A 19,541-nucleotide genomic window follows, 5' to 3' on the forward strand; every position below is an offset into this window, starting at 1 on the left:
GGAGCGGCCGCCGCGGTGGTAGGTCATCATGGGACGACCGCCGCAGAGAGAAGAGTGCCGCCCATGCAGACCAAGCCCCTGTCCTGGGACCAGATCCGTGCCAACGCTGCCACGTTCGTGCACGAGTGGGCCGGGGAGTCCTACGAGAGGGGCGAGTCCCAGTCGTTCTGGACAGACCTGTTCGCCGTGTACGGAGTGCGCCGGCGGGCAGTGGCCCGGTTCGAGGCCCGTGCGCGCAAGGCCGACGGCGGCGGCGGCTTCATCGACGTGTTCTGGCCCGGCATGCTCATCGCCGAGCAGAAGTCCCTGGGCAAGGACCTCCAAACGGCCGAGGACCAGGCCCTGGCGTACCTGGCAAACGTCCCGGAGGCTGAGCAGCCGCGCTACGTGATCACGTGTGACTTCGAGACCTTCCGCCTGCGTGACCTCGAGGCGGCCGCTGGCGCCGAGGACGCGGTCATTGAGTTCCCCCTGGTGGACCTGCCGACCGAGGCCGAGCGGTTCGGGTTCATCGCCGGCTACCAGAAGCGCACTTTCGGCTCCGCCGAGCAGGCCGCGGCCTCCGTGAAGGCCGCGCAGCTGATGGCCGACCTCTACGTCGAGCTGGAGGGCTCGGGCTATGACGAGCACGAGGCCTCCGTGTTCCTCGTGCGCACCCTGTTCGCCCTGTTCGCCGACGACTCTGGGCTGTGGGAGCGGGACCTGTTCCTGGAGTTCATCCAGACCCGCACCGCCGAGGACGGCTCAGACCTGGGCGCCCAGCTGACCGCGCTTTTCCAGGTGCTGAACCGGCCGGTGAACAAGCGCATGGCCGGCACGGACGAGCTGATGCTGCGTTTCCCGTATGTGAACGGCTCCGTGTTCGGGGAGGCGGTGTCGATCCCGTACTTCACGAGCTCCATGCGGGAGAAGCTGCTGGCGGCATGCCACTTCAACTGGGGGTCGATCTCCCCGGCGATCTTCGGCTCGCTGTTCCAGGCCGTGAAGTCCAAGGAAGCCCGCCGGGAGCTGGGGGAGCACTACACGACCGAGGAGAACATACTCAAGCTGATCGGGCCACTGTTCCTGGACGAGTTGCGGGCGGAGTTCGTGGCGAACATCCACTCCCGTCCCGGGCTGCGCAAGCTCCAGGACCGCATGGGGGGCATGCGGTTCCTTGACCCGGCGTGCGGGTGCGGGAACTTCCTGATCGTGGCCTACCGGGAGCTGCGCGCCCTGGAGCTTCAGATCCTGGTGCGTCTGCAGGAGCTCTCGGGCAAGCAGGCGCAGACCTCGCTGGTGATGGACGAGGACGAGAGAGTGCGGGTGCGGATGTCGCACTTCAACGGGATCGAGCTGGAGGAGTGGCCGGCGACCATCGCCCGCACCGCGATGTTCCTGGTGGACCATCAGGCGAACCAGGACATGTCGCTGAAGATCGGGGTGTCCCCGGAGCAGCTGCCGTTGACCGAGTCGGCTCACATCGTGGTCGGCAACGCGCTGCGCATGGACTGGAACGAGGTCGTGCCGGCATCCGAGCACGTGTACGTGATGGGCAACCCGCCGTTCATCGGCCAGTACACCAAGACCGCCGAGCAGACCGCGGACATGAAGGCCGTCTGGGGCGCCGACTACGACGGGTACCTGGACTACGTCACCGGCTGGCACGCCCAGGCCATGCACTACTTCGCCGGCCAGCCGGTGGGCCGGTTCGCTTTCGTCACGACGAACTCCATTGCTCAGGGTCAGCCTGTGCCGGCCCTGTTCGGACCGCTGCGCCGGGAGGGCTGGTCCATCCCATTCGCGCACCGCACCTTCGCGTGGACCTCCGAGGCGCCCGGGGCGGCTGCCGTTCACTGTGTCATCGTCGGCCTCTCCAAGGGGGTGTCCTCGAAGGGGGCGCGGCTGTTCTCCTACCAACGCCCCCAGGGGCATCCGGTCGAGGAGCCGGTGACCGGGATCAGCCCGTACCTGGTCGAGGGGCCCTGGGTGCTCGTGTCCAAGCGCAGCAAGCCGCTGGCGAACCTGCCGGCCGCGGTCAAGGGATCTCAGCCCACGGACGGGGGCAACCTGATCGTGGAAGCGGCTGCGCACGAGGAGGTAGCCGCTGATCCCGCGGCCGCGAAGTACCTGCGCCGCTACGTCGGTGCGCGTGAGCTGATCCACGACACCCCGCGTTGGTGCCTGTGGCTGGAAGATCTTGACCCTGCCGACCTGGCGCACTCTCGCGTGCTGCGGGAGCGCCTCGAAGCGGTGCGCCTGTTTCGCTCCGATAGCACGAAGCAGGCGACACGGGATCTGGCGGCCTCCCCGCACCTGTTCACCGAACGGCGGGCCCCGCGCACGGACTACCTCTGCATCCCACGGCACGTCTCCGAGACACGCGCGTTCTTCACGGCCGCCAGGTTCGGCCCCGAGGTCATCTCCGGCGACGCCAACTTCGTGGTGGTCGACCCTGACGGGGTGGCCTTCGCGGTGATCTCCTCGTCGGCGTTCATTGCCTGGCAGCGCATGGTCGGCGGTGCCTTGGAATCGAGGCTTCGGTTCTCGAACACGCTGGTGTGGAACACGCTGCCCCTGCCGGAGATCTCCGAGACCGACCGGGACAAGCTGATCGAGGCCGGCGCGGGTGTGCTGGCGGCGCGGGCCGAGCACCCGGAGCGATCCCTGGCGCAGCACTACGCTCCGCTCGCTATGGACCCCGCGCTGGTGAAGGCCCATCAGCGCTTGGACCGCGTCATGGACGGCATCCTCGGCCTGCGGCCGGGAGCCGACGAGAAGGAACGGCAGACCCGCCTGATCGAGCTGTACGTCCGGCGCCAGTCAGGCGAAGCGCCCTCCCGGCCGTGAAGTCGATCCAGGTGTACGAGGGCCCGGCCTTCACGACCCCGCAGCAGGTGCACTCCACGCCCTACAACCGGGAGCCCTACGTCCGAGTCACGCTGCCCGATGAAGGGCGTGTGGACGCGATGGTGACCCGGTGGTCGCCGACCCACGTGCTGATCTCCTGGGAGGACACGCCTGGAGGGGAGCGGCGCCAGGCGTGGGTCCCGGCCGGCTGGGTGAAGCGGATTCCGTTCGAGGAATCGGCCTGGAAGGACTCCTACCACCAGCGCGGCCCCTGGGATGACTAGGCGGCCATCACCTGCCGAGCCGCGGCCGGCACGAGCCCGTGGGCCTGGGCGAACTGGAAGCGCATCGCCTGGGCGAAGTGCGGCTGAGCGGCCATGAAGGCCACCACACGCTCGACGTCTGGACGTTCGGTGACGCCGTCGGCCCTGCGAGCGAGAAGAAGATCGGGGCGTGCTGCCGCCCATGCGGCGACGTCCTCATCCGTGATGGGCAGGGACGTGCTCATCCGCCCCCACCAGGACACCTGGACCATGACGGGCCCTCCTATGTTGATCTGACCTAAACATAGTAGGTGTGCGGGGGAGGGGCCTGCAATGCCTTGGACACGAAGAAGCGCCCCGCGGGGTCCGGCGACTGTCAGATCAACCAGGAGGTGCGGGGCGCTACTGCACTCCAGCCTACTGCACAGGCGGAGCGGTCGGGAAGGCGTCGGGGTGGTCCAGGAACCGTCGCAGGATCACGCAGCATCGCCACCAGCTGGCCGCCGCCGAGCGAGCGTGCATGCGCTCGCTCTCCTGGACAACGGCCTCGGCCTCGGCCAGTGCGGCTTCCAGATGCTCCCGCTCGATGCTCATGCCTGCACCTCGCCCTCCCGCTCTGGTGCCCGGCTAGAGCAGCGCAGACCTGCCGGCGAGGCTGCGGACCAGTGCCGGTCCAGCAGATCTGCCAGCTCGTCCAAGACCGCCCAGGCGCCTTGCAGCTGGTTCTCGAACGCGCGCAAGTCGATCGGGTCGATGTAGTCCGGGCCGGTGAAGCCTCCGGCGGCATCCACCCGGACGTAGCCCATCCGTACACGCTCAGCCTGCCAACGCGCCGCGCGCAGGGCGTGGATCAACGCCTCCGCCTCCGCATCGACCTCCTGGGCGGTGGCCGGCTCGCTGGCGCGAGGAGGGCGCTGGGGGAATGAGGTGGGCGACATGAGCATCTCCGGGGCAGGGGGCGGGCTTTCACTACCAGAAGGCCGTCTGCGCTCCCCTGTGTCCCTAGCTGTACTGACCGGAGACGTTGATCGAGCGATCTGGCATGAGGTGACTCCTCGACCACGCATCATGTTTCCGCCGGAGTCGGCGTGGGGACTCTCAGGAGCTGGCTCCGCCTGGCTCGGTGGCGAGGGCCAGCCTTGTTGCCCAGTCCCTCGCGTGGACGACTGCTTCCTCGGGGCCGCTGATGGTGAAGGGGGCGCCGATCGACACCACGGCGAATGTGGCCCAGTCCAGATCGGTGGCTGGGATGTGCACGATGCAGGTCCCTGAGTTGATCGGGGTGGCGGTGCCCCACTCTCCGAGCGCGCTTTGCGCTGCTTCTGCGGTGATCTGGACAGTGGCGGTCACGTCGTGGACCGTCTGGGTCCTCATCACGCTCGTGCGGACATACTCGGCAGGATCGGCCACGGGAAGCCGTCGCGGGGCGAAGCTCTGCCTTGTGCGCTGGGTCTTCGTGATCCGGTCCATGCGGAACGTGCGCCAGTCCAGACGCTCCAGGTCGTAGGCGACCAGGTACAGGCGCTGGTGCAGGGAGATCACGTGATGAGGTTGCGTCGTGCGCTGTGAGCGGTTGTCGTGGGCGTCTGTGTAGGCGAATACGACGGTCTCATGGTCGCGTGCTGCCAGCGAGAGTGTCGTGAGAACGCCTGTGTCCACAGGGGGCACGGCTCCATAGGGGCCGGGCAGGGTGGAGAGGTGCCGGAGGGAGTCGATGCGTCGGCGGATCTTGGTGGGCAGGACCTGGACGATCTTGGACAGTGCGGTCACGGCAGCGGTTGAGTCGGTGGAGTGGGCGCCCGTGGCCGCGTCCTTCAAGGCCAGGACCACGGCTGCCGCCTCCTCCTCGCTGAGCACCAAGGGCGGAAGACATCCCCCGGGTGCGAGTTGGTAGCCTCCCCCGGTTCCTCGCTTCGTGACGATCGGGTAGCCCAGGTCCACCAGGCTTTCGACATCGCGGCGCAAGGTCCGGGGGCTCACCTCCAGTCGTCCGGCCAGCTCCTCGCCGGACCACTGGCGTCGGCTCTGGAGGAGCGTGAGCAGCTCCAACACCCGAGCACTGGTCGTCGACATGGCACCATGCTACGAACACTTGTGGTCATATCCTGTCCACATTGATTGGTTGGCTGAACGCATGGTTCATAAGTCACCACCCATGATCTCCATCGACGGCCTGCGTCGCGTCTTCGCTGTCCGTGGCGGGGAGGACGTAGTCGCCGTTGACGACATCTCACTGTCGGTACCCCGAGGCGAGACCGTCGCCATCCTCGGCCCGAACGGTGCTGGCAAGTCCACGTTGATCCGGATGCTCACCACGTTGCTGCCTCCGTCCGCAGGCGCCGCCCACGTGGCTGGCTTCGACGTCGTTAGCCAAGCACGTCGCGTGCGATCGGCGATCGGCTACGTCGGTCAGGGCAACAGTGCTGGACATGCCCAGCGCGCCAAGGACGAGGTCATCAGTCAGGCCAGGATCTACGGCGCCGGCCGCGAGGAGGCGATCCGACGTGCCGAAGAGGTGTTCGCCACCTTCGGCCTCGAAGGCATGGAGCGGCGACGCACCCGCGAGATGTCGGGAGGCCAACGCCGCCGCCTCGACCTCGCCATGGGGCTGGTTCACAACCCGAGCCTGCTGTTCCTCGATGAACCGACCACCGGCCTCGACCCACAGAACCGCGCCAACCTGTGGGAGCACATCCGCCGGATCCGCGAGGAAACCAGCATGACGGTCGTGCTCACCACGCACTACCTCGACGAGGCCGACGCCATGGCCGAACGCATCGTCATCGTGGATCGTGGGCGAATCCTGGCGGACGGATCCGCCCGGGAGCTCAAGGAGCGCCACGTCGGCAGCCACGTCACCCTCGTAACCAGCGACCAGCCTTCGGCCCAGGTGTTGGCTGCACACATTCGCGATGTGCGCGAGGTGGAGCACGTCTCCGCGAATGGCTGTGCCGTGCGAGTCCGGGCCAGCGATAGCGGCTCGGCCATGCCCAAGCTGTTCAGCTTGGCCGCCAGCCACGGCATTAGCATCACCCGGGCGCACGACGAGGAAGCCACTCTCGACGATGTCTTCCTCACCCTGACCGGGCGCAGCCTGCGCGACGCCACGACCGAGGAGGCCGCATGACCATCCCCCGCACGGCTCGGCACAACATCGCTACCGACACGTTCTTGGTTGCCGCCCGCGAGCTCAAGCCAGTGGCGAGCGACCCCTTCTCCTTGGTGGTCGGACTCGTCCAACCCCTCTTCTTCCTGCTTCTGTTCGGTCCCCTGCTGAACGCTGGGGGCGGCTCCTGGGCATGGTTTGTGCCCGGTGTCCTGGTGATGATCGCCCTGTTCGGCACTGCCGGTGCCGGCTCGAACCTCCAGATGGACCTCGTCAGCGGAACCCACGAGCGCCTCTTGGTCACCCCACTGGCACGACCGGCACTCTTCCTGGGCAAATCGCTCAAGGAGTTCGCCCCACTGGTCGCCCAGGCCCTGGTGATCATCCTGGTCATGCTCCCCTTCGGATTTCGACCCCACCCCGTTGGCGCCCTCATCGGTCTCCTTCTCCTGGGGATACTCGGCCTCGGCATCGGATCCCTCAGCTACGCCCTCGCCCTGGCTGTACGCGAGCAGGACTGGCTGTTCTGGACCGTGCACCAGACCCTGCTCTTCCCGCTGATGATCCTGTCCGGCATGCTCCTACCCCTCGACGCCGCACCCCAGTGGATGAGGGCACTGGCCACGGCCAACCCCCTCACCCACGTGGTCAACGCCGAACGGGACCTGTTCGCTGGACAGTTGGCCACTGCCAATGTCGGCTGGGGCTTCACCGCAGCCCTCCTCACCGCCGCGATCGGCGCCCTCGTCGGGCTCCGCTCCCTGACCCGCAGCACCGCATAGCCAACCCCACCGCGAAAGGACGCATCACCATGAACATCCTGGTCACGGGCGCCACCGGCCGCATCGGCAGCCACCTCGTCCACCAGCTCATCGCCGAGGGCCACCACGTCCGCGCTCTCACACGACACCCTGAACAGGCGCGGCTCCCTCAGGGCGTGGAGGTCGTGCAGGGTGACCTCACGGACATCGAATCGCTGCGGAATCCCCTCCGTGACATCGAAGCAGTGCACCTCATCACCTTCGGAGGGGAGCATGGCGAACCCCTTGCCAACGGTGCCGACATCATTGCGCTCGCACAGCAAGCTGGCGTGCGACGTGCAAGCGTCCTCGCTGGTTGGGCGCCCACCAGCATCGAAGAAGCCCTCGAGGACAGTGGTCTGGCCTGGAGTCGTGTCGAGCCGGTCGAAGTCATGTACAACACCACCGACTGGGCCGAGGAGATCCGTGACCACGACACGGTGTCCACTTTGGCGACCTACCCGAGCGCACTCGTCCACGAGGCGGATGTCGCCGATGTGCTCGCGTGTGTTCTCACTCAGGAAGGACACGCGGGGCAGAACTACCGAGTCACTGGCCCACAGGCCCTGACCCCGGGCGAGCGTGTCGCCGTCCTGTCCGCAGCAGTTGGCCGTCCGATCCGCCACGTCCAGCTCACCGAGGCCCAGGAGCGGGCACGACTCGCAACCCATGGTCTCGGCGATGACTACGTCGAGTTCGGCATCCAACTCGCCACCAACCCGCCCGAAGGAGCCGGGCGCGTCTTGGACACCGTTCCCCGACTCACACAGCACGCCGGGCGGACCTTCGAGGAGTGGGCCCGCAGCCACGCCGCCACCTGGTGACGCTGGCAGGCATCCCCTCGGCGCCAGCAAGGATCTAGTCCCCTCGCCCAACGCGGGCGGTGGCCTCAAGGCCGCCGCCCGCTTGATCTTGGATCACTAAATGTCGCACCCGAACGCTACCCTCACCCCACGTCACCGACTGCGGGTTGCCCAACTCGTCGTAGACGACGGGTGGGCGGTCAGCGAGGTCGCTGCCCGGTTCCAAGTCTCCTGGCCCACTGTGAAGCGCTGGGCCGACCGGTACCGAACCGGCCAGTCCATGCAGGACCGCTCCTCGCGGCCGTACCGCTCACCGAACAAGACCGATCAGATCACGGCCAGGCGCTGCATCCGGCTCCGGCTGCGCTTGCGCGAAGGCCCGGTCCAGCTCGCGTGCCGGCTCAACATTGCGCCATCCACGGTCCACCGGATCTTGGTCGACGCGCACTTGAACCGGCTCTCGCACGCCGATCGCGCCACCGGTGAACCTGTCCGCCGTTACGAGCATGACCATCCCGGGGGGATGCTGCACGTCGATGTGAAGAAGCTCGGGAACATCCCCGATGGCGGAGGCTGGCGCTACGTCGGCCGGCAGCAGGGCGATCGCAACCGGGCCGCCACCCCGGACAAGCCCCGCAACAAGTGGCGGGACCCGCTCATGGGCAGGGCCTATGTCCACACCGTCATCGACGACCACTCCCGTGTCGCCTACGCCGAGATCCACGACGACGAAACCGCCCTCACCGCCACCGCAGTCCTGGTCCGGGCTGTCGAGTGGTTCAACCAGCGCGGGGTCACCGTCGAGCGGGTCCTCTCCGACAACGGTGGCGCCTACCGCTCACACCTGTGGCGCGACACCTGCGCGAAGTTGGACATTCGGCATAAGCACACGAGGCCGTATCGTCCGCAGGCCAATGGGAAGATCGAGTGGTTCCACCGGACCTTGGCCGACGGCTGGGCCTACGCCCGTTGCTACACCTCCGAGACGGAGCGCTGCGGTGAGCTTGACGGTTGGCTGCACTACTACAACCACCACCGTCCTCACACCGCCTGCGGGAACCAGCCGCCCTTCTCACGATTGACCAACGTCTCCGGTCAGTACACCTAGCCGGGTTCCGGGTAGGGCGAAGCCCCCAGGTCGGAGGGGGGATGACCTGGGGGCCTCTGGGCCAGGAGTTCAACGGGATTTGCTCAACCGGCCGTGCCCTCACCGTATCAACGCACCACAGCGGCCGGGGCGCCCCTGTGTATAGCCATCCCTAGACAGGCACCTCGAGGGGTGAGGGCCACTGCTGTCCACACGTCGAGGCCGGCGGTGTGACGCGACTTGTAATATGTGCATCCAGACATGTTAGGTTAGACATAACGGGGTGGCGTACCCCGACCCACAGACGAAGGAGACCACCATGCCTGAGTTCTACTACTCGGCCAACGAAATCGGCCGCCAAGCCGGATTCCCATCCCCGGCCAGCTGGACCCGCATGCGAGAGGCCATGCCCGCCCCCGACTGCGTCATGGTCAGCAAGATCCCCGCCGCCGGCTGGACCCTGAACACCTGGGAGGCGAACCTTCACAAGCAGGTCCCCGCCCGCCAAGAGCCGCTCCGCGAAGCCATCGGCCGATTGCGCGACCGCGAGGTCGAGCTGCTGCGCTCCTACATGTCCACGGAGGGCTGAGCGATGAACGCGATCGAGATGAAGTGCCGCCGAGAAGCCCTCGGGCTCTCCCGCGATGCGCTGGCGGACACCCTGGACGTGCGAGAGCAGAACATCACCCGGTGGGAGTTCGGTAAGAATCCCCCGCGCGACTGGACCTGGATCGACCAGGCCCTCACCGCGCTCGAGGACTACCGCGAGCGCCTGGTCGTCGAGTTGGTCGAGCAGACGCTGCGGGAGCATGCGGAGTCGGGGGCGGCGCTGCTGATCACCTATGCGGACCGTGGCTCGTTCTACCGCTGGTTGCCGGAGATGGAGTCTCCTGAGCTTGGGGATGGAGTCGCGGTGATCCCGGTGGAGTTGCATCGCTCCGCTGTGGCGGAAGCGGCGCGTCGGCTGCGTGTGGAGCACGATCTGCACCCGCTGATCGAGGCCGTGCCCAAGCCGGCTCCGAAGGACTGAACCTGGGTCTCGTGACTTTTCGTGCGCCCACGATCTGCAAGGAGATGACCGTGAAGCTGACCGTCTTGGATGCAGTGCTGCATCCGCGTGCTGGACGTGTCGCCGTCTCGACGGTACGCCCGCTGGTCTCCGGCCGATGGGGGCATCGTTGGTGAGCAGGATGCGTGGATGGGTGGCCGGTGTGGTGGTGGGCGTGCTTGGCCTCGGCGTGGCCGGTGCCGCTGGCGTGGGGCCACTGGATGGGCTCAGCACCGCGGACGCCTCCCGGGTACCTGGGCTGGAGCAGGTGCTCGAGCGCACCGGGCTGGACCAGCTCCGCGCCCCGGTCGAGCCTGTGCCGGGCGAGATGGGCGATGCTCTGGAGCATCTCGGCGCCACCCCGGCGGCGACGTCGGCCGGCGACTACGACCGGGACGAGTTCGGCCAGCGCTGGGCGGACATCGACCGCAACGGCTGCGACCAGCGCAACGACACGCTGCGCACTCAGCTGGGGGAGGTGCAGCTCAAGCCCGGCACCGGCGGGTGCAAGGTCCTGGCCGGCACCCTCACTGACCCCTACAGCGGCCGTGTGCTGGCCTTTACCTCCACGGACCCCCAGGCGGTGCAGATCGACCATGTCGTCTCCCTCTCCGATGCCTGGAGCTCGGGGGCCTGGCAGTGGAGCCCGGACCGTCGCGAGCAGTTCGCCAACTCCGCACAGAACCTGCTCGCCGTCGACGGGCCCACGAACCAGTCCAAGGGCGACAAGAACGCCGCGCAGTGGCTGCCCGAGACCGCGGCCGGGCGCTGCCTGATGGTGAAGACGCAGATCAAGGTGAAGACCGACTGGCAGCTCACCGTCACCGACCGCGAGCGCGCGGCGATGCGCAAGGTCCTGGCCGGCTGTTCCTGAGCTGGGCGTGGGGGTGTCGCTGAGAGGGGGTGCCGTGGAGACTGGAGGGGTGGCGCGGAGTGGTCGTGCCCGGGTGAGCGTGAGGGAGTACGGCATGAAGTGGATCCGTATGGACGGCACCGGCTGGGACCAGGACTGGGTGGCGAATGAGGCCGCCGTGCAGTTCGCCTTGCTCAAGCAGGACCAGCAGGGCGCGTGGTGGTTCGACCTGGCCTCGGGGAATCAGCTGGCCCTAGTGGTCGACGGGGGATTCAGGATGGGCCGGCGAAATGAAGAGGCGCAGCTTGAGCCCCATGACAGTCGCTACCGGGTGTTCTTCCGGGCTGCGGGTGGGGACATCACCGAGCTGACGAGCGCGATCCTGCAGGCGCATTCGACTCGGGGCGCTCTGGATGCGTCGAAGGATGGGCAGGAGCGGTACACCCATGTGCAGCGGGAGGCGGTGCGCCTGATCGACGATCTGCTCATGGGCTCCGAGGCGCCGGCCCCGAAGGCACCCGAGGTGCAGGAGAAGGCCGAGGAGAAGGGTCTGCGTGGGGTGTTCGGGCTGCGCCGTCGGCCCTGAGCGCGGAGGGCGCCTCGGCACACGAGCAGGGGGGCGGGGGCACCGGAAGGTGTCCCCGCCCCCCTGCTCGTGCGCCGGACTGCTGGGATCAGGGTGCGGGGGTGGCCGGCACGGTGGCCTTGCACTGGACGACGGCGTCGGTGCCGGCGCCGCCGGTACGCGCGTCCAGGGGAGCGGTCTGGGTGTCGGTGAGGATCTGGCAGCGGGCCTTGCCGGGGGTGCGGGAGGGGTTGGGGCTCACGAGCACGAGGACCTGGTCGCCGGGGTAGACCGTGGGCTGCAGGGTCAGCGGGGCGGTGCCGGCGGCGGGGAAGTTCTGGGACGTGTGGGTGTCCACGGCGGAGCCGTTGACGAAGAGGTTGATGCCGCCGGTGACGTTCTCCGCGGGGGCCTCGCCTTCGGGGATCCAGGAGACCTGCACGCGCAGCTTCACCGGCTTGGGTGCGGAGGTGGAGCTGCTGGCGGCCGAGCTCGAGGACGGTGCCGCCGCGGAGGTGCTCGCGGGCGCCGGCGTCGTCGAGGACGGGGTCGTCGACGAGGGCGCCGGGGCGGGCTCGGCCATGCACCCGGACAGGAGCAGGGCGGCGGCGGCCAGCGGGGCCAGGAGCAGGGGGCGGATGCGCACGAGGGGCTCTCCTACAGGGGTTGAGGGGCGGGGCGAGGGTGCGGGGCAGGAGGTCAGGTCCATCCTGCCCCGCCGCGGGGACCGGCCGGGGCCGGCCCCCGCGGGGAGGGTCAGGGGGTGGGCATGCGCAGCCGGCCGTGGGCGTCCGGGCCGCAGGTCCAGGTGAGCATCCCGGGCTGGCCCGGGGTGCCGGTGAAGCTCACGGGCGTGCGGGAGGCTGTGGAACCCGCGAGGTCGGCCAGCACGCCGGCCGGCACCGTGACGACCTCGGGGGCGGGGGTGCCCCGCGGCTCCGGGGCGCAGGGGATCGCCGGGGCCTGGTGTTCGTGGGCGTAGCTGCGGGCCACGGCCAGCGGATGATCGGCCGCGGCCGCGTCGTGCAGGGTGAGCTGGCCGTCCTGGACCGCCAGGATCACCCGCGCCCCGAGCGGACCGAGGGGCCGCAGGCGGGCGATCAGCGCGGCGGTCTCGAACACGTGCAGCGCCACCGGGGCCAGCGTGGGCGCATCGACGATCGGAGGCACCGGCGGCCAGGACCGGGCCGCGGCCATCGAGAACTCGTCCCCGCGAGCGCTGCACACGCGCAGGCGGGTGCTGCCGACCGGCTGCACGAGGTGGACGTGGCGGGCGGCCGGGAGGTCGTCCGGGTCGCCGTTGCGGGTGTGGCGGGCCGTGAGCGAGCCGAGGGTGAGCGCGTGGAGCAGGTCATCGGCCAGGAACGTCATCGCGGACATGAGGGGTCTCCTTCGACAAGGGGTGCAGGAGGCCGGATGCCTCCCGCGAGAGGGGTGAAGCAGGGTGGTGGTGGGTCCCCGCGGGGCCCCACCACCTGGGGGTCAGGGGCGGACGATGAACACGTCGCCCTCGCAGTAGTGCAGGCGCTCGTTGCGGCCGCAGCGGAGCCGGTAGTTGTAGTGGGCGTTGTAGTCGTAGGTGCTCCAGCCGGCCTCCGCGAGCGCACCGGCCAGGGAGTGGTCGGCGTTGGCGCCGGAGTAGAAGGCGTCGCCGGAGAAGCTGGTGGCCTGGGGGTCGTAGGTCTTGAGGACGTCGATCACGCCCTGGGCGGTCGTGGGGGCCTGCAGGCGGAGCATCGCCTGGGTGAGCTCGATCTGCTCCCAGTAGTCGTCCATGGGGGTCTCCTTCATCGGGGTGCCGGGGGCCTCATGCCCCCCGCTGACATGTCAAACCATACACCCAAGGGGAGGGGTGTGCAACCCCGGGGTGCAGATCACCTGCCGAGGAGCTCGTTCACCACTTCACGCTGGCGCCGCCGCTCGACGGCGGTGGCGGGGGTCTGGGTGTGGGGCACGCCGAGGGCGTCCAGGGTGGCGGCGGTGGCGCCACGTCGGCCGGCCTGCCACAGCAGGGACAGGGCGGGCACGCCGTTGAGCATCGGCAGGGACTCCAGCCGGCCGGGGGCGACCCGCCGGCGCCGGAACAGCTGCTTCTGCTCGGCCTCGCTCCACAGCTCCAGGGGTGCCGGGACGGCCAGAGCGCTGTCCTGCATCCGCTGCCAGTCCCGCGTGGCGCGGCGGCGCACCACCTCCAATAGCGCCAGCAGGACCAGGAGGAGACCGGCCATGACCGCTCCGCTGACCCAGTGGCTGGCGGCGATGCCGGTTGCCAGGAACACGGCCGCGCCGAAGGCCAGGGCACCGTAGAGCCGGCCTGCGCCCATGGAGGGGCGCCGGGTGGCGTCGAGCTGCCACATCGCGGGGTGCTCAGGCACCTGGCGCATCAGCTCCCGACCCTCGGGGGTGTCGGCGACCAGCCACACCCCCGTCTCCGTCGAGTAGGGCACGACGGCCGGCGCAGGCGCGGGGGGTGCCGCGGACTCCGCGACAGGGGCGTTCGAGGCCCGCAGCCCCAGGGTGGCCAGCAGCCCCTGCCCCTCGGTGGTGACCTTGCCGTCGTCGCGCAGGTCCGGGTTGCACTGCAGGGCCAACTCGACCAGCAGTGCTCCGTACCCCTTGTGCTGAGCCTGCTTCGGGACGTTCAGGCCGGTCGTCTCGCCGGAGGACCAGGCGATCGTCCCGACGCTCTTGTTCCACCCGTCCTCGCTGACCATCAGCTTCGAGTCGAGCTCCGCGGGCCAGGGCTCCTCGAAGAGGAGGATGCGGCCGTCCTGGGGGGTCTGGCCCGGACGGGCGGGGGTGCGCAGGTAGGCATAGGCGGGCGCGCCCTTGTTCGTCCGGTGGGCGCCGAGGGGGAGGTAGTTCATGTGGTCCATCTTCGTCATCGCGGGGACTCCGTATCGGGGGTCCGCGAGCGCCCCCGGGGGGCGCTCACGGGTGTGGGAGTTGGTCAGCGGGCGGCGCCGTGGTGGCGGCACACCTCGCAGGTCGCCAGGTTGGTGGCTTCGGTGAGGCCGAGGCCCTTGGCCCACTTGCCGAGGATGGCGGGGGTGATCTTCGTCCAGACGGTGGTGGTCGTGGTGACCGTGCGCAGGCGCGGGCGCTCCTCGAGGCGGGCGGTCAGGGACATGGGGGCGTGGGTGAGGCAGGTGATCTGCCCGTTGAGGTCGACCCAGGTGCCGGGGGACTTGATGGTGGCCATGGTGGCTCTCCCTTGCTCGGGGTGCCGGGGGCCTCGTGCCCCCTGCGACGTGTCTAACCATACACAATGGGTGGAAGTGGTCCAACTCCATGCGCCCGTGGGGGTGGCGCGGGGTGCCGTCATACCCTGGAAGCATGGGACCGGAGATCGTTTGGCAGGGTGTGGGGCCGAATCTTGTCAGTGCAGCGATTACTGGTCTGGTAGCGCTCTGGGTGGTGTACCGCACGGCTTGACCCCGGCAAGCGCACTGTTCGAGGTCGCCGGGATGGGTCACCACCCAACGCACGGGGAGTGGGCACAGATCTTGGAAGCGGCAGATACGCAGTTCGACTTAAGACGTGGACTGCCTTCGCCTGCCCGGTGAGACGAGTCCGTGCGAGTGGGGGACTAACCGACGCCGTGATGGAGCTTGCGGGATGACACGGTCGTGCAATCTTCGCTGCAGCTCGACACCGGTCTCAGGACCGCCCCCCTGGCAGCCCTGGCCATCACCGCCGGCACCACACCGCCCGTTCCCTATCGACACGGCCCGGACAGCATCTAGGTGTACTGACCGGGTACGTTGGTCAAGCGTGAGAAGGGCGGCTGGTTCCCGCAAGCGGTGTGGGGCCGGTGGTGGTTGTAGTAGTGCAGCCAGCCGTCGAGTTCTCCGCGGCGTTCGGTCTCGCTGGTGTAGCAGCGGGCGTAGGCCCAGCCGTCGGCCAGGGTGCGGTGGAAGCGTTCGATCTTCCCGTTGGTCTGCGGCCGATAGGGCCTGGTGCGCTTGTGCCGGATGCCGAGCTCGTGGCAGGTGTCTCGCCACAGGTGTGAGCGGTACGCGCCGCCGTTGTCGGACAGGACCCGCTCAACGGTCACCCCGCGTGCGTTGAACCACTCGACGGCCCGAACGAGGACCGCGGTGGCGGTGAGGGCGGTTTCGTCGTCGTGGATCTCGGCGTAGGCGACGCGGGAATGGTCGTCGATGACGGTGTGGACGTAGGCCTTGCCCATCAACGGGTCGCTGTACTTGTTCTTGGGCTTGCCCGGGGTGGCGGCGCGGTTCTTCTCGCCCTGCTGGCGGCCGACGTAGCGCCAGCCGCCGCCGTCGGGGATGTTGCCGAGCTTCTTCACGTCGACGTGCAGCATCGCCCCGGGGTGGTCGTGCTCGTAGCGGCGGACCGGCTCCCCGGTTGCCCGGTCGACATGCGAAAGCCGGTTCAGGTGCGCGTCGACGAGGATCCGGTGAACCGTCGACGGAGCGATCCCCAGCCGGCAAGCGAGCTGCACGGGTCCTTCTCGAAGACGGAGACGGAGCTGGATGCAGCGCTTCGTCGTCTTCGCGTTGGTCTTGTTCGGCGAGTGATGCGGCCGTGACGAGCGGTCCTGCATCGACTGGCCGGCGCGATAGCGGTCGGCCCAGCGCTTCACAGTGGGCCAGGAAACCTGGAACCGGGCGGCGACCTCGCTGATCGGCCAGCCCTGGTCGACCACGAGCTGGCCGACGATCAAGCGGTGGCGCGGGGTCAGTGCTGCGTTGGCGTGGAGCAAGAGCGTCCCCTTGGAATAGACGGAGGGGGCCGATAGCTCGACCCCCTCACGGTTGTTAGCGTGGATTCCTCTGTGGACCGCTGGCCCTAGGCCAGACCCTTTGCCAGCTCGATGGCGGTGAAGTGATGTACGGCGCTGGGCTGCTCGAGCTCGTCGAGCACCGCTAGGGCCAGGTCCGCAGGGGTGATCCGCGACGTGCCATCGTGGTTGATGAGGAGCGTGTCACCGCTACGGCGATAGGCGCCGGTTCCCTGTCCGGGCTCGAAGACTGCCGACGGACTCAGGTAGATCCAGTTCTGGTTCGGATGTTCGGTACACGCGTTGAACTGGTCGAGGCTGGCCGACGCGACGTCACGCCACTGGGTCGGCACGAAGGCGGGGTCGTCCAGGACGAGCAACTCTCGATCGTGAGGTGAGCGCAAGGGCGCTGCTCCTCCCACGACCAAGACCCGGACCCCCGCGACGGCGGCGTGGTCGAGGACACGGCTGGTCAGCGGAGCCACACGGCTTTCGTCGCCGGGGGCCATGCGCACGGCGAGCACGACGGCGTCTGCGTCGTTCAGGACGGGCTGCAGGGGTGCCTCGAGGTCTGTCAGATCGAGACGAGTGACGGTGGTATGCGGGTCGTTGGTCTCCTGTGGGTTCCGCGATACGGCAGTGACGTGGTGGCCGCGGCGTGTGGCCTCCTGCGCGATCGCTGCGCCGGCCATGCCGGTGGCTCCGAGAACCGTGATGTTCATGAATTGTCCTTTCGACGATGGGTGGGTGCGGGGAGCTGGCCACAGACCATGGCGGCCAGGGCGATCGCGAAGCCGAGGTACTGCTCGGCTCCGAGGTGTTCGTGCGCGATCAGGGCGCCGAGCAGGGCGGCGACCAACGGCGAGAGAAGTCCCAGGAGGGCTGTGGACGTGACGGGCAGGCGTCGGATGCCGGTGAACCAGAGGCTGTAAGAGACCAGTGCCCCGACCAGGCCGAGCCAGGCGTACCCAAGCCAGCCACGACCGGAAATCACTGCCGGTGGCCCCTCCACCAGCAGCGCCGGGATCGCCAGCAGAAGGCCGGCGGCCGTCAGCTGCCAACCGGCCAATGCGATGGGCGAGACACCTTGGGGGAGCTTCCACTTCTTGGTCAGGACCACGCCCGTGGCCATGGCCCCTGCGCCACCGAGTCCTGCAGCCACACCCACCGGGTCCAGGGCGGCGCTCGGCCCAAGGACCACGAGAGCCACCCCCACGACACCCACGACACCCCATCCCAGGCGCCAGCCGGAGAGTTGCTCGTGGAGGACAGCCACGGCCAGCAGGGCAACGATGATGGGCTGCACCGCACCCAGCGTGGCCGCGACCCCGCCCGGAAGACGCTGCGCCGACAAGAACAGCAGGGGGAAGAACGCGGCCATGTTCAGACCGCCCAACACGAAGCTCTTCCACCACCACGAGCCGCGCGGCAGCTGCCTCGACAGGCCCACCGCGATGATCCCTGCCGGCAGCGTCCTCATGAACGCGGCGAACAAGGGGTGTCCGGCTGGGAGGAGGTGGGTGGTCACGATGTACGTTGTCCCCCACGTAGCGGGGGCCAGCGCCGTCAGACAGGTCCACAGCAACGCACTGCGGGCCCCATGGGAAGAAGTGTTCACCGATCCATCGTCAGTCGCCCACCAGCGGTGAGTCCAACACATTGTTCTCACCCAAACAATGACCTGCAATCATGGTTTAGTGGAACTCCAACAGCTCAGGTACGTCGTGGCGATCGCCGAGGAGCGCAACTTCACGCGAGCAGCAGAACGCTGCTTCGTCGTGCAATCAGCACTGAGCCACCAGATCAAGGCCCTCGAACAGGAACTCGGCACGGCACTGTTCGTGCGCTCATCCCGTCGGGTGGAGCTGACCGCCGCCGGCGAAGCCTTCCTCACGGAAGCACGCGCCAGCCTCGCAGCCGCCGACCGTGCCGTGGCGGTCGCTGCCGAGGCCGTGGGCCAGGTCCGCGGAAGCCTATCGGTAGGTGTCATCCCGACGGTCACAGCCGTCAGCGTGCCCGACATCATCGCGGCCTTCCACGCCAGCCATCCCCACGTGGACCTCACCGTGCGGGGCGGGGGAAGCAATGAGTTCATGCGCGACCTCGGCAGCGGGAGACTCGACGTGGCCTTTCTCGGCGTGGACGCCGACGTCGCCCCAGCGTCCGGACTCACCGCGCACGAGATCGCCCGAGGGCGTCTCGTCGCCGTCATGGCGTCACAACACCGGCTAGCGCACACGGGCACCCTGGCCCTGGCTGACTTGGTCGACGAGACGTTCATCGACTTCCCGGCCGGGTCACCAGGCAGACTCCAAGGCGATCGGGCATTCGCTGCCGCAGGCCTTCAGCGCCGCGTGGGCTTCGAGGCGATGTCGACCGAGTTCATGCTCGCCCTCGTCGAACGTGGGTTGGGCGTCTGCCTGCTGCCCGTCGAATGTGTGCCGGCTAACCCAGCGCTGCGAGCAGTTCCCGTGGCCGATGGCCCCTGCCGGGCCGAGTACGTCGCGTGGGGCTCTTTCAATCCGAGCCCCGCGTCTCGGGCGTTCATCGAACAGGTCAAGGAATCAATCGCCCTGCACATGGTCGGCTGATGCCGGTCCCATCGATCAACGTCTCCGGTCCGTACATCTAGGGCGCCCACCTCGTGCGAGCGGGCGCCCTAGACGCAGGGCCTCAGTCTTCGGTCACAAGCCGCCTCTGGGGGTCATGTCCAGCTGGTCGATGACCATGCCCTGGGCCGGATCGACCACCAGGACCAAGGACCTGCGCACCGGAGGGTTGCTCACCCAGGGGTCCTCGCTGTCGGTCTCGGTGACGAACTCGACCTCCACCTCGACCTGCCCGTCGCTGGTGAGCGTCTGCGCCTGGACTTGCTGGATCTGTGTGGTGGTCTCGGCCTTGGCTTCGACGTAGCGGAGCTGCATGTCCGATTCCCAGTCCTGGTCCACGTTCACGCTCTCCACCACCCCAGGGGTAGCCAGCTGCTGCAGTCGCTGCACCCACTGCTGCCTCTCGGTCTGCCAGGTGCGGTCATTCGAGGCGAGCACGAAGGCCTCGGCCACCTGCTCCGCCCGCTGCCGGCTCGAAGCGTCCATACCTTCCACGGCTCGGGTCTGAGCCTGCTGTTCCACCTGAATCTGAGCCTCCCGCTCAGGACTGACCGATTCCTCGCTGACCTGGTCTTTTCCAGACAGGTCGATCGGGGTCTGCGAGCTTTTTTCCCGGCCCATGTCCCGACTGTTGGAGGCCGGGGAGGGGGAGCTGGGCGGGGCGGCCGCGGTCGCCGGGGAGGTCACCGGTGCCGCTGGCGCCGAGCTGGCGCGCGCCTGCGCTGACCCCGCGGAAGCCACTGGGGTGGGTGAGGGTTCCGGGTCTGATCCCATGGCGAACAGGCTGACCCCAAGGGCCGCCGCGGCGGCGGCCCCGGCAAGGTAGGGCCA

General features: G+C 68.5%; 24 protein-coding genes. 11 read left to right on the forward strand and 13 right to left on the reverse strand.

Annotated features, from left to right (window positions below):
- Positions 1-63 precede the first annotated feature (63 nt).
- Together AC0VX0_RS11975 and AC0VX0_RS11980 are read left to right on the forward strand one after the other, a co-directional pair.
- A complete protein-coding gene (locus AC0VX0_RS11975; RefSeq protein ID WP_406891720.1) occupies positions 64-2,829 on the forward strand; it encodes a class I SAM-dependent DNA methyltransferase in 2,766 nt (921 codons plus the stop codon).
- Complete coding sequence (locus AC0VX0_RS11980; protein ID WP_406891718.1) at positions 2,826-3,113, forward strand: hypothetical protein; 288 nt, start codon at positions 2,826-2,828, stop codon at positions 3,111-3,113. The genes AC0VX0_RS11975 and AC0VX0_RS11980 overlap by 4 nt, the downstream gene beginning before the upstream one ends.
- On the opposite strand, the gene AC0VX0_RS11985 is transcribed toward AC0VX0_RS11980, so the two are convergent.
- From AC0VX0_RS11985 to AC0VX0_RS12000, 4 genes are all read right to left on the reverse strand, one after another.
- On the reverse strand, positions 3,110-3,364 hold the full coding sequence (locus tag AC0VX0_RS11985; protein ID WP_475452108.1) for a hypothetical protein: 255 nt from the start codon (positions 3,362-3,364) through the stop codon (positions 3,110-3,112). The genes AC0VX0_RS11980 and AC0VX0_RS11985 overlap by 4 nt on opposite strands.
- Positions 3,365-3,509: 145 nt before the next feature.
- Positions 3,510-3,686, reverse strand: coding sequence for a hypothetical protein (locus AC0VX0_RS11990; RefSeq protein WP_161664791.1), 177 nt, complete (start codon positions 3,684-3,686; stop codon positions 3,510-3,512).
- Positions 3,683-3,946, reverse strand: coding sequence for a hypothetical protein (locus AC0VX0_RS11995; protein WP_143739926.1), 264 nt, complete (start codon positions 3,944-3,946; stop codon positions 3,683-3,685). Before AC0VX0_RS11995 ends, AC0VX0_RS11990 begins: the two co-directional genes overlap by 4 nt.
- A gap of 244 nt (positions 3,947-4,190) precedes the next feature.
- Positions 4,191-5,165, reverse strand: a complete 975-nt coding sequence (locus AC0VX0_RS12000; protein ID WP_475452110.1) for a helix-turn-helix transcriptional regulator — start codon at positions 5,163-5,165, stop codon at positions 4,191-4,193.
- Between the two features lie 82 nt (positions 5,166-5,247).
- Between AC0VX0_RS12000 and AC0VX0_RS12005 the strand changes: the two genes are divergently transcribed.
- From AC0VX0_RS12005 to AC0VX0_RS12040, 8 genes are all read left to right on the forward strand, one after another.
- Positions 5,248-6,219, forward strand: coding sequence for an ABC transporter ATP-binding protein (locus tag AC0VX0_RS12005; protein ID WP_475452113.1), 972 nt, complete (start codon positions 5,248-5,250; stop codon positions 6,217-6,219).
- Positions 6,216-6,980: an ABC transporter permease gene (locus tag AC0VX0_RS12010; RefSeq protein WP_475452115.1), complete on the forward strand. Its 765-nt coding sequence runs from the start codon at positions 6,216-6,218 to the stop codon at positions 6,978-6,980. Before AC0VX0_RS12005 ends, AC0VX0_RS12010 begins: the two co-directional genes overlap by 4 nt.
- 29 nt (positions 6,981-7,009) lie before the next feature.
- Positions 7,010-7,822 carry an NAD(P)H-binding protein gene (locus AC0VX0_RS12015; protein ID WP_475452117.1) on the forward strand — a complete coding sequence of 271 codons (813 nt, stop codon included), beginning with the start codon at positions 7,010-7,012 and terminating at the stop codon, positions 7,820-7,822.
- A 100-nt stretch (positions 7,823-7,922) separates the two neighbouring features.
- Positions 7,923-8,909, forward strand: coding sequence for an IS481 family transposase (locus tag AC0VX0_RS12020; protein ID WP_475452119.1), 987 nt, complete (start codon positions 7,923-7,925; stop codon positions 8,907-8,909).
- Between the two features lie 298 nt (positions 8,910-9,207).
- On the forward strand, positions 9,208-9,477 hold the full coding sequence (locus AC0VX0_RS12025) for a hypothetical protein (RefSeq protein ID WP_036314728.1): 270 nt from the start codon (positions 9,208-9,210) through the stop codon (positions 9,475-9,477).
- A gap of 3 nt (positions 9,478-9,480) precedes the next feature.
- A complete protein-coding gene (locus AC0VX0_RS12030; RefSeq protein WP_036314730.1) occupies positions 9,481-9,918 on the forward strand; it encodes a helix-turn-helix domain-containing protein in 438 nt (145 codons plus the stop codon).
- A gap of 286 nt (positions 9,919-10,204) precedes the next feature.
- Positions 10,205-10,810, forward strand: coding sequence for an HNH endonuclease family protein (locus tag AC0VX0_RS12035; RefSeq protein ID WP_475452122.1), 606 nt, complete (start codon positions 10,205-10,207; stop codon positions 10,808-10,810).
- A 94-nt stretch (positions 10,811-10,904) separates the two neighbouring features.
- The gene (locus AC0VX0_RS12040; RefSeq protein WP_143739919.1) at positions 10,905-11,375 is read left to right on the forward strand and encodes a hypothetical protein; all 471 of its coding nucleotides are present in this window, start codon (positions 10,905-10,907) and stop codon (positions 11,373-11,375) included.
- Positions 11,376-11,463: 88 nt separating this feature from the next.
- On the opposite strand, the gene AC0VX0_RS12045 is transcribed toward AC0VX0_RS12040, so the two are convergent.
- The 8 genes from AC0VX0_RS12045 to AC0VX0_RS12080 form a co-directional block, all read right to left on the reverse strand.
- Positions 11,464-12,000: a hypothetical protein gene (locus tag AC0VX0_RS12045; RefSeq protein WP_051995253.1), complete on the reverse strand. Its 537-nt coding sequence runs from the start codon at positions 11,998-12,000 to the stop codon at positions 11,464-11,466.
- 110 nt (positions 12,001-12,110) lie between these two features.
- Entirely contained in the window at positions 12,111-12,734 is a 624-nt protein-coding gene (locus AC0VX0_RS12050; RefSeq protein ID WP_036314755.1) for a hypothetical protein, read from the reverse strand.
- 102 nt (positions 12,735-12,836) lie between these two features.
- Positions 12,837-13,145, reverse strand: coding sequence for a hypothetical protein (locus AC0VX0_RS12055; RefSeq protein WP_152634141.1), 309 nt, complete (start codon positions 13,143-13,145; stop codon positions 12,837-12,839).
- 83 nt (positions 13,146-13,228) lie between these two features.
- Positions 13,229-14,221 (reverse strand): hypothetical protein, encoded by a 993-nt coding sequence (locus tag AC0VX0_RS12060; protein WP_475452125.1) that lies wholly within the window; start codon positions 14,219-14,221, stop codon positions 13,229-13,231.
- Between the two features lie 83 nt (positions 14,222-14,304).
- Positions 14,305-14,556: a hypothetical protein gene (locus tag AC0VX0_RS12065; RefSeq protein WP_036314761.1), complete on the reverse strand. Its 252-nt coding sequence runs from the start codon at positions 14,554-14,556 to the stop codon at positions 14,305-14,307.
- A 540-nt stretch (positions 14,557-15,096) separates the two neighbouring features.
- A complete protein-coding gene (locus tag AC0VX0_RS12070) occupies positions 15,097-16,083 on the reverse strand; it encodes an IS481 family transposase (protein ID WP_475452127.1) in 987 nt (328 codons plus the stop codon).
- 86 nt (positions 16,084-16,169) lie between these two features.
- Positions 16,170-16,823: an NAD(P)-dependent oxidoreductase gene (locus AC0VX0_RS12075; RefSeq protein ID WP_036316262.1), complete on the reverse strand. Its 654-nt coding sequence runs from the start codon at positions 16,821-16,823 to the stop codon at positions 16,170-16,172.
- Positions 16,820-17,761 carry an EamA family transporter gene (locus tag AC0VX0_RS12080; protein WP_475452143.1) on the reverse strand — a complete coding sequence of 314 codons (942 nt, stop codon included), beginning with the start codon at positions 17,759-17,761 and terminating at the stop codon, positions 16,820-16,822. The genes AC0VX0_RS12075 and AC0VX0_RS12080 overlap by 4 nt, the downstream gene beginning before the upstream one ends.
- Before the next feature lie 16 nt (positions 17,762-17,777).
- On the opposite strand from AC0VX0_RS12080, the gene AC0VX0_RS12085 reads away from it, so the two are divergent.
- Entirely contained in the window at positions 17,778-18,692 is a 915-nt protein-coding gene (locus AC0VX0_RS12085; RefSeq protein WP_036316261.1) for a LysR family transcriptional regulator, read from the forward strand.
- Between the two features lie 93 nt (positions 18,693-18,785).
- On the opposite strand, the gene AC0VX0_RS12090 is transcribed toward AC0VX0_RS12085, so the two are convergent.
- Positions 18,786-19,331, reverse strand: a complete 546-nt coding sequence (locus AC0VX0_RS12090; RefSeq protein WP_475452130.1) for a hypothetical protein — start codon at positions 19,329-19,331, stop codon at positions 18,786-18,788.
- Positions 19,332-19,541: the final 210 nt, after the last annotated feature.

It is taken from the genome of Micrococcus sp. iso_26 (genome assembly GCF_056172975.1).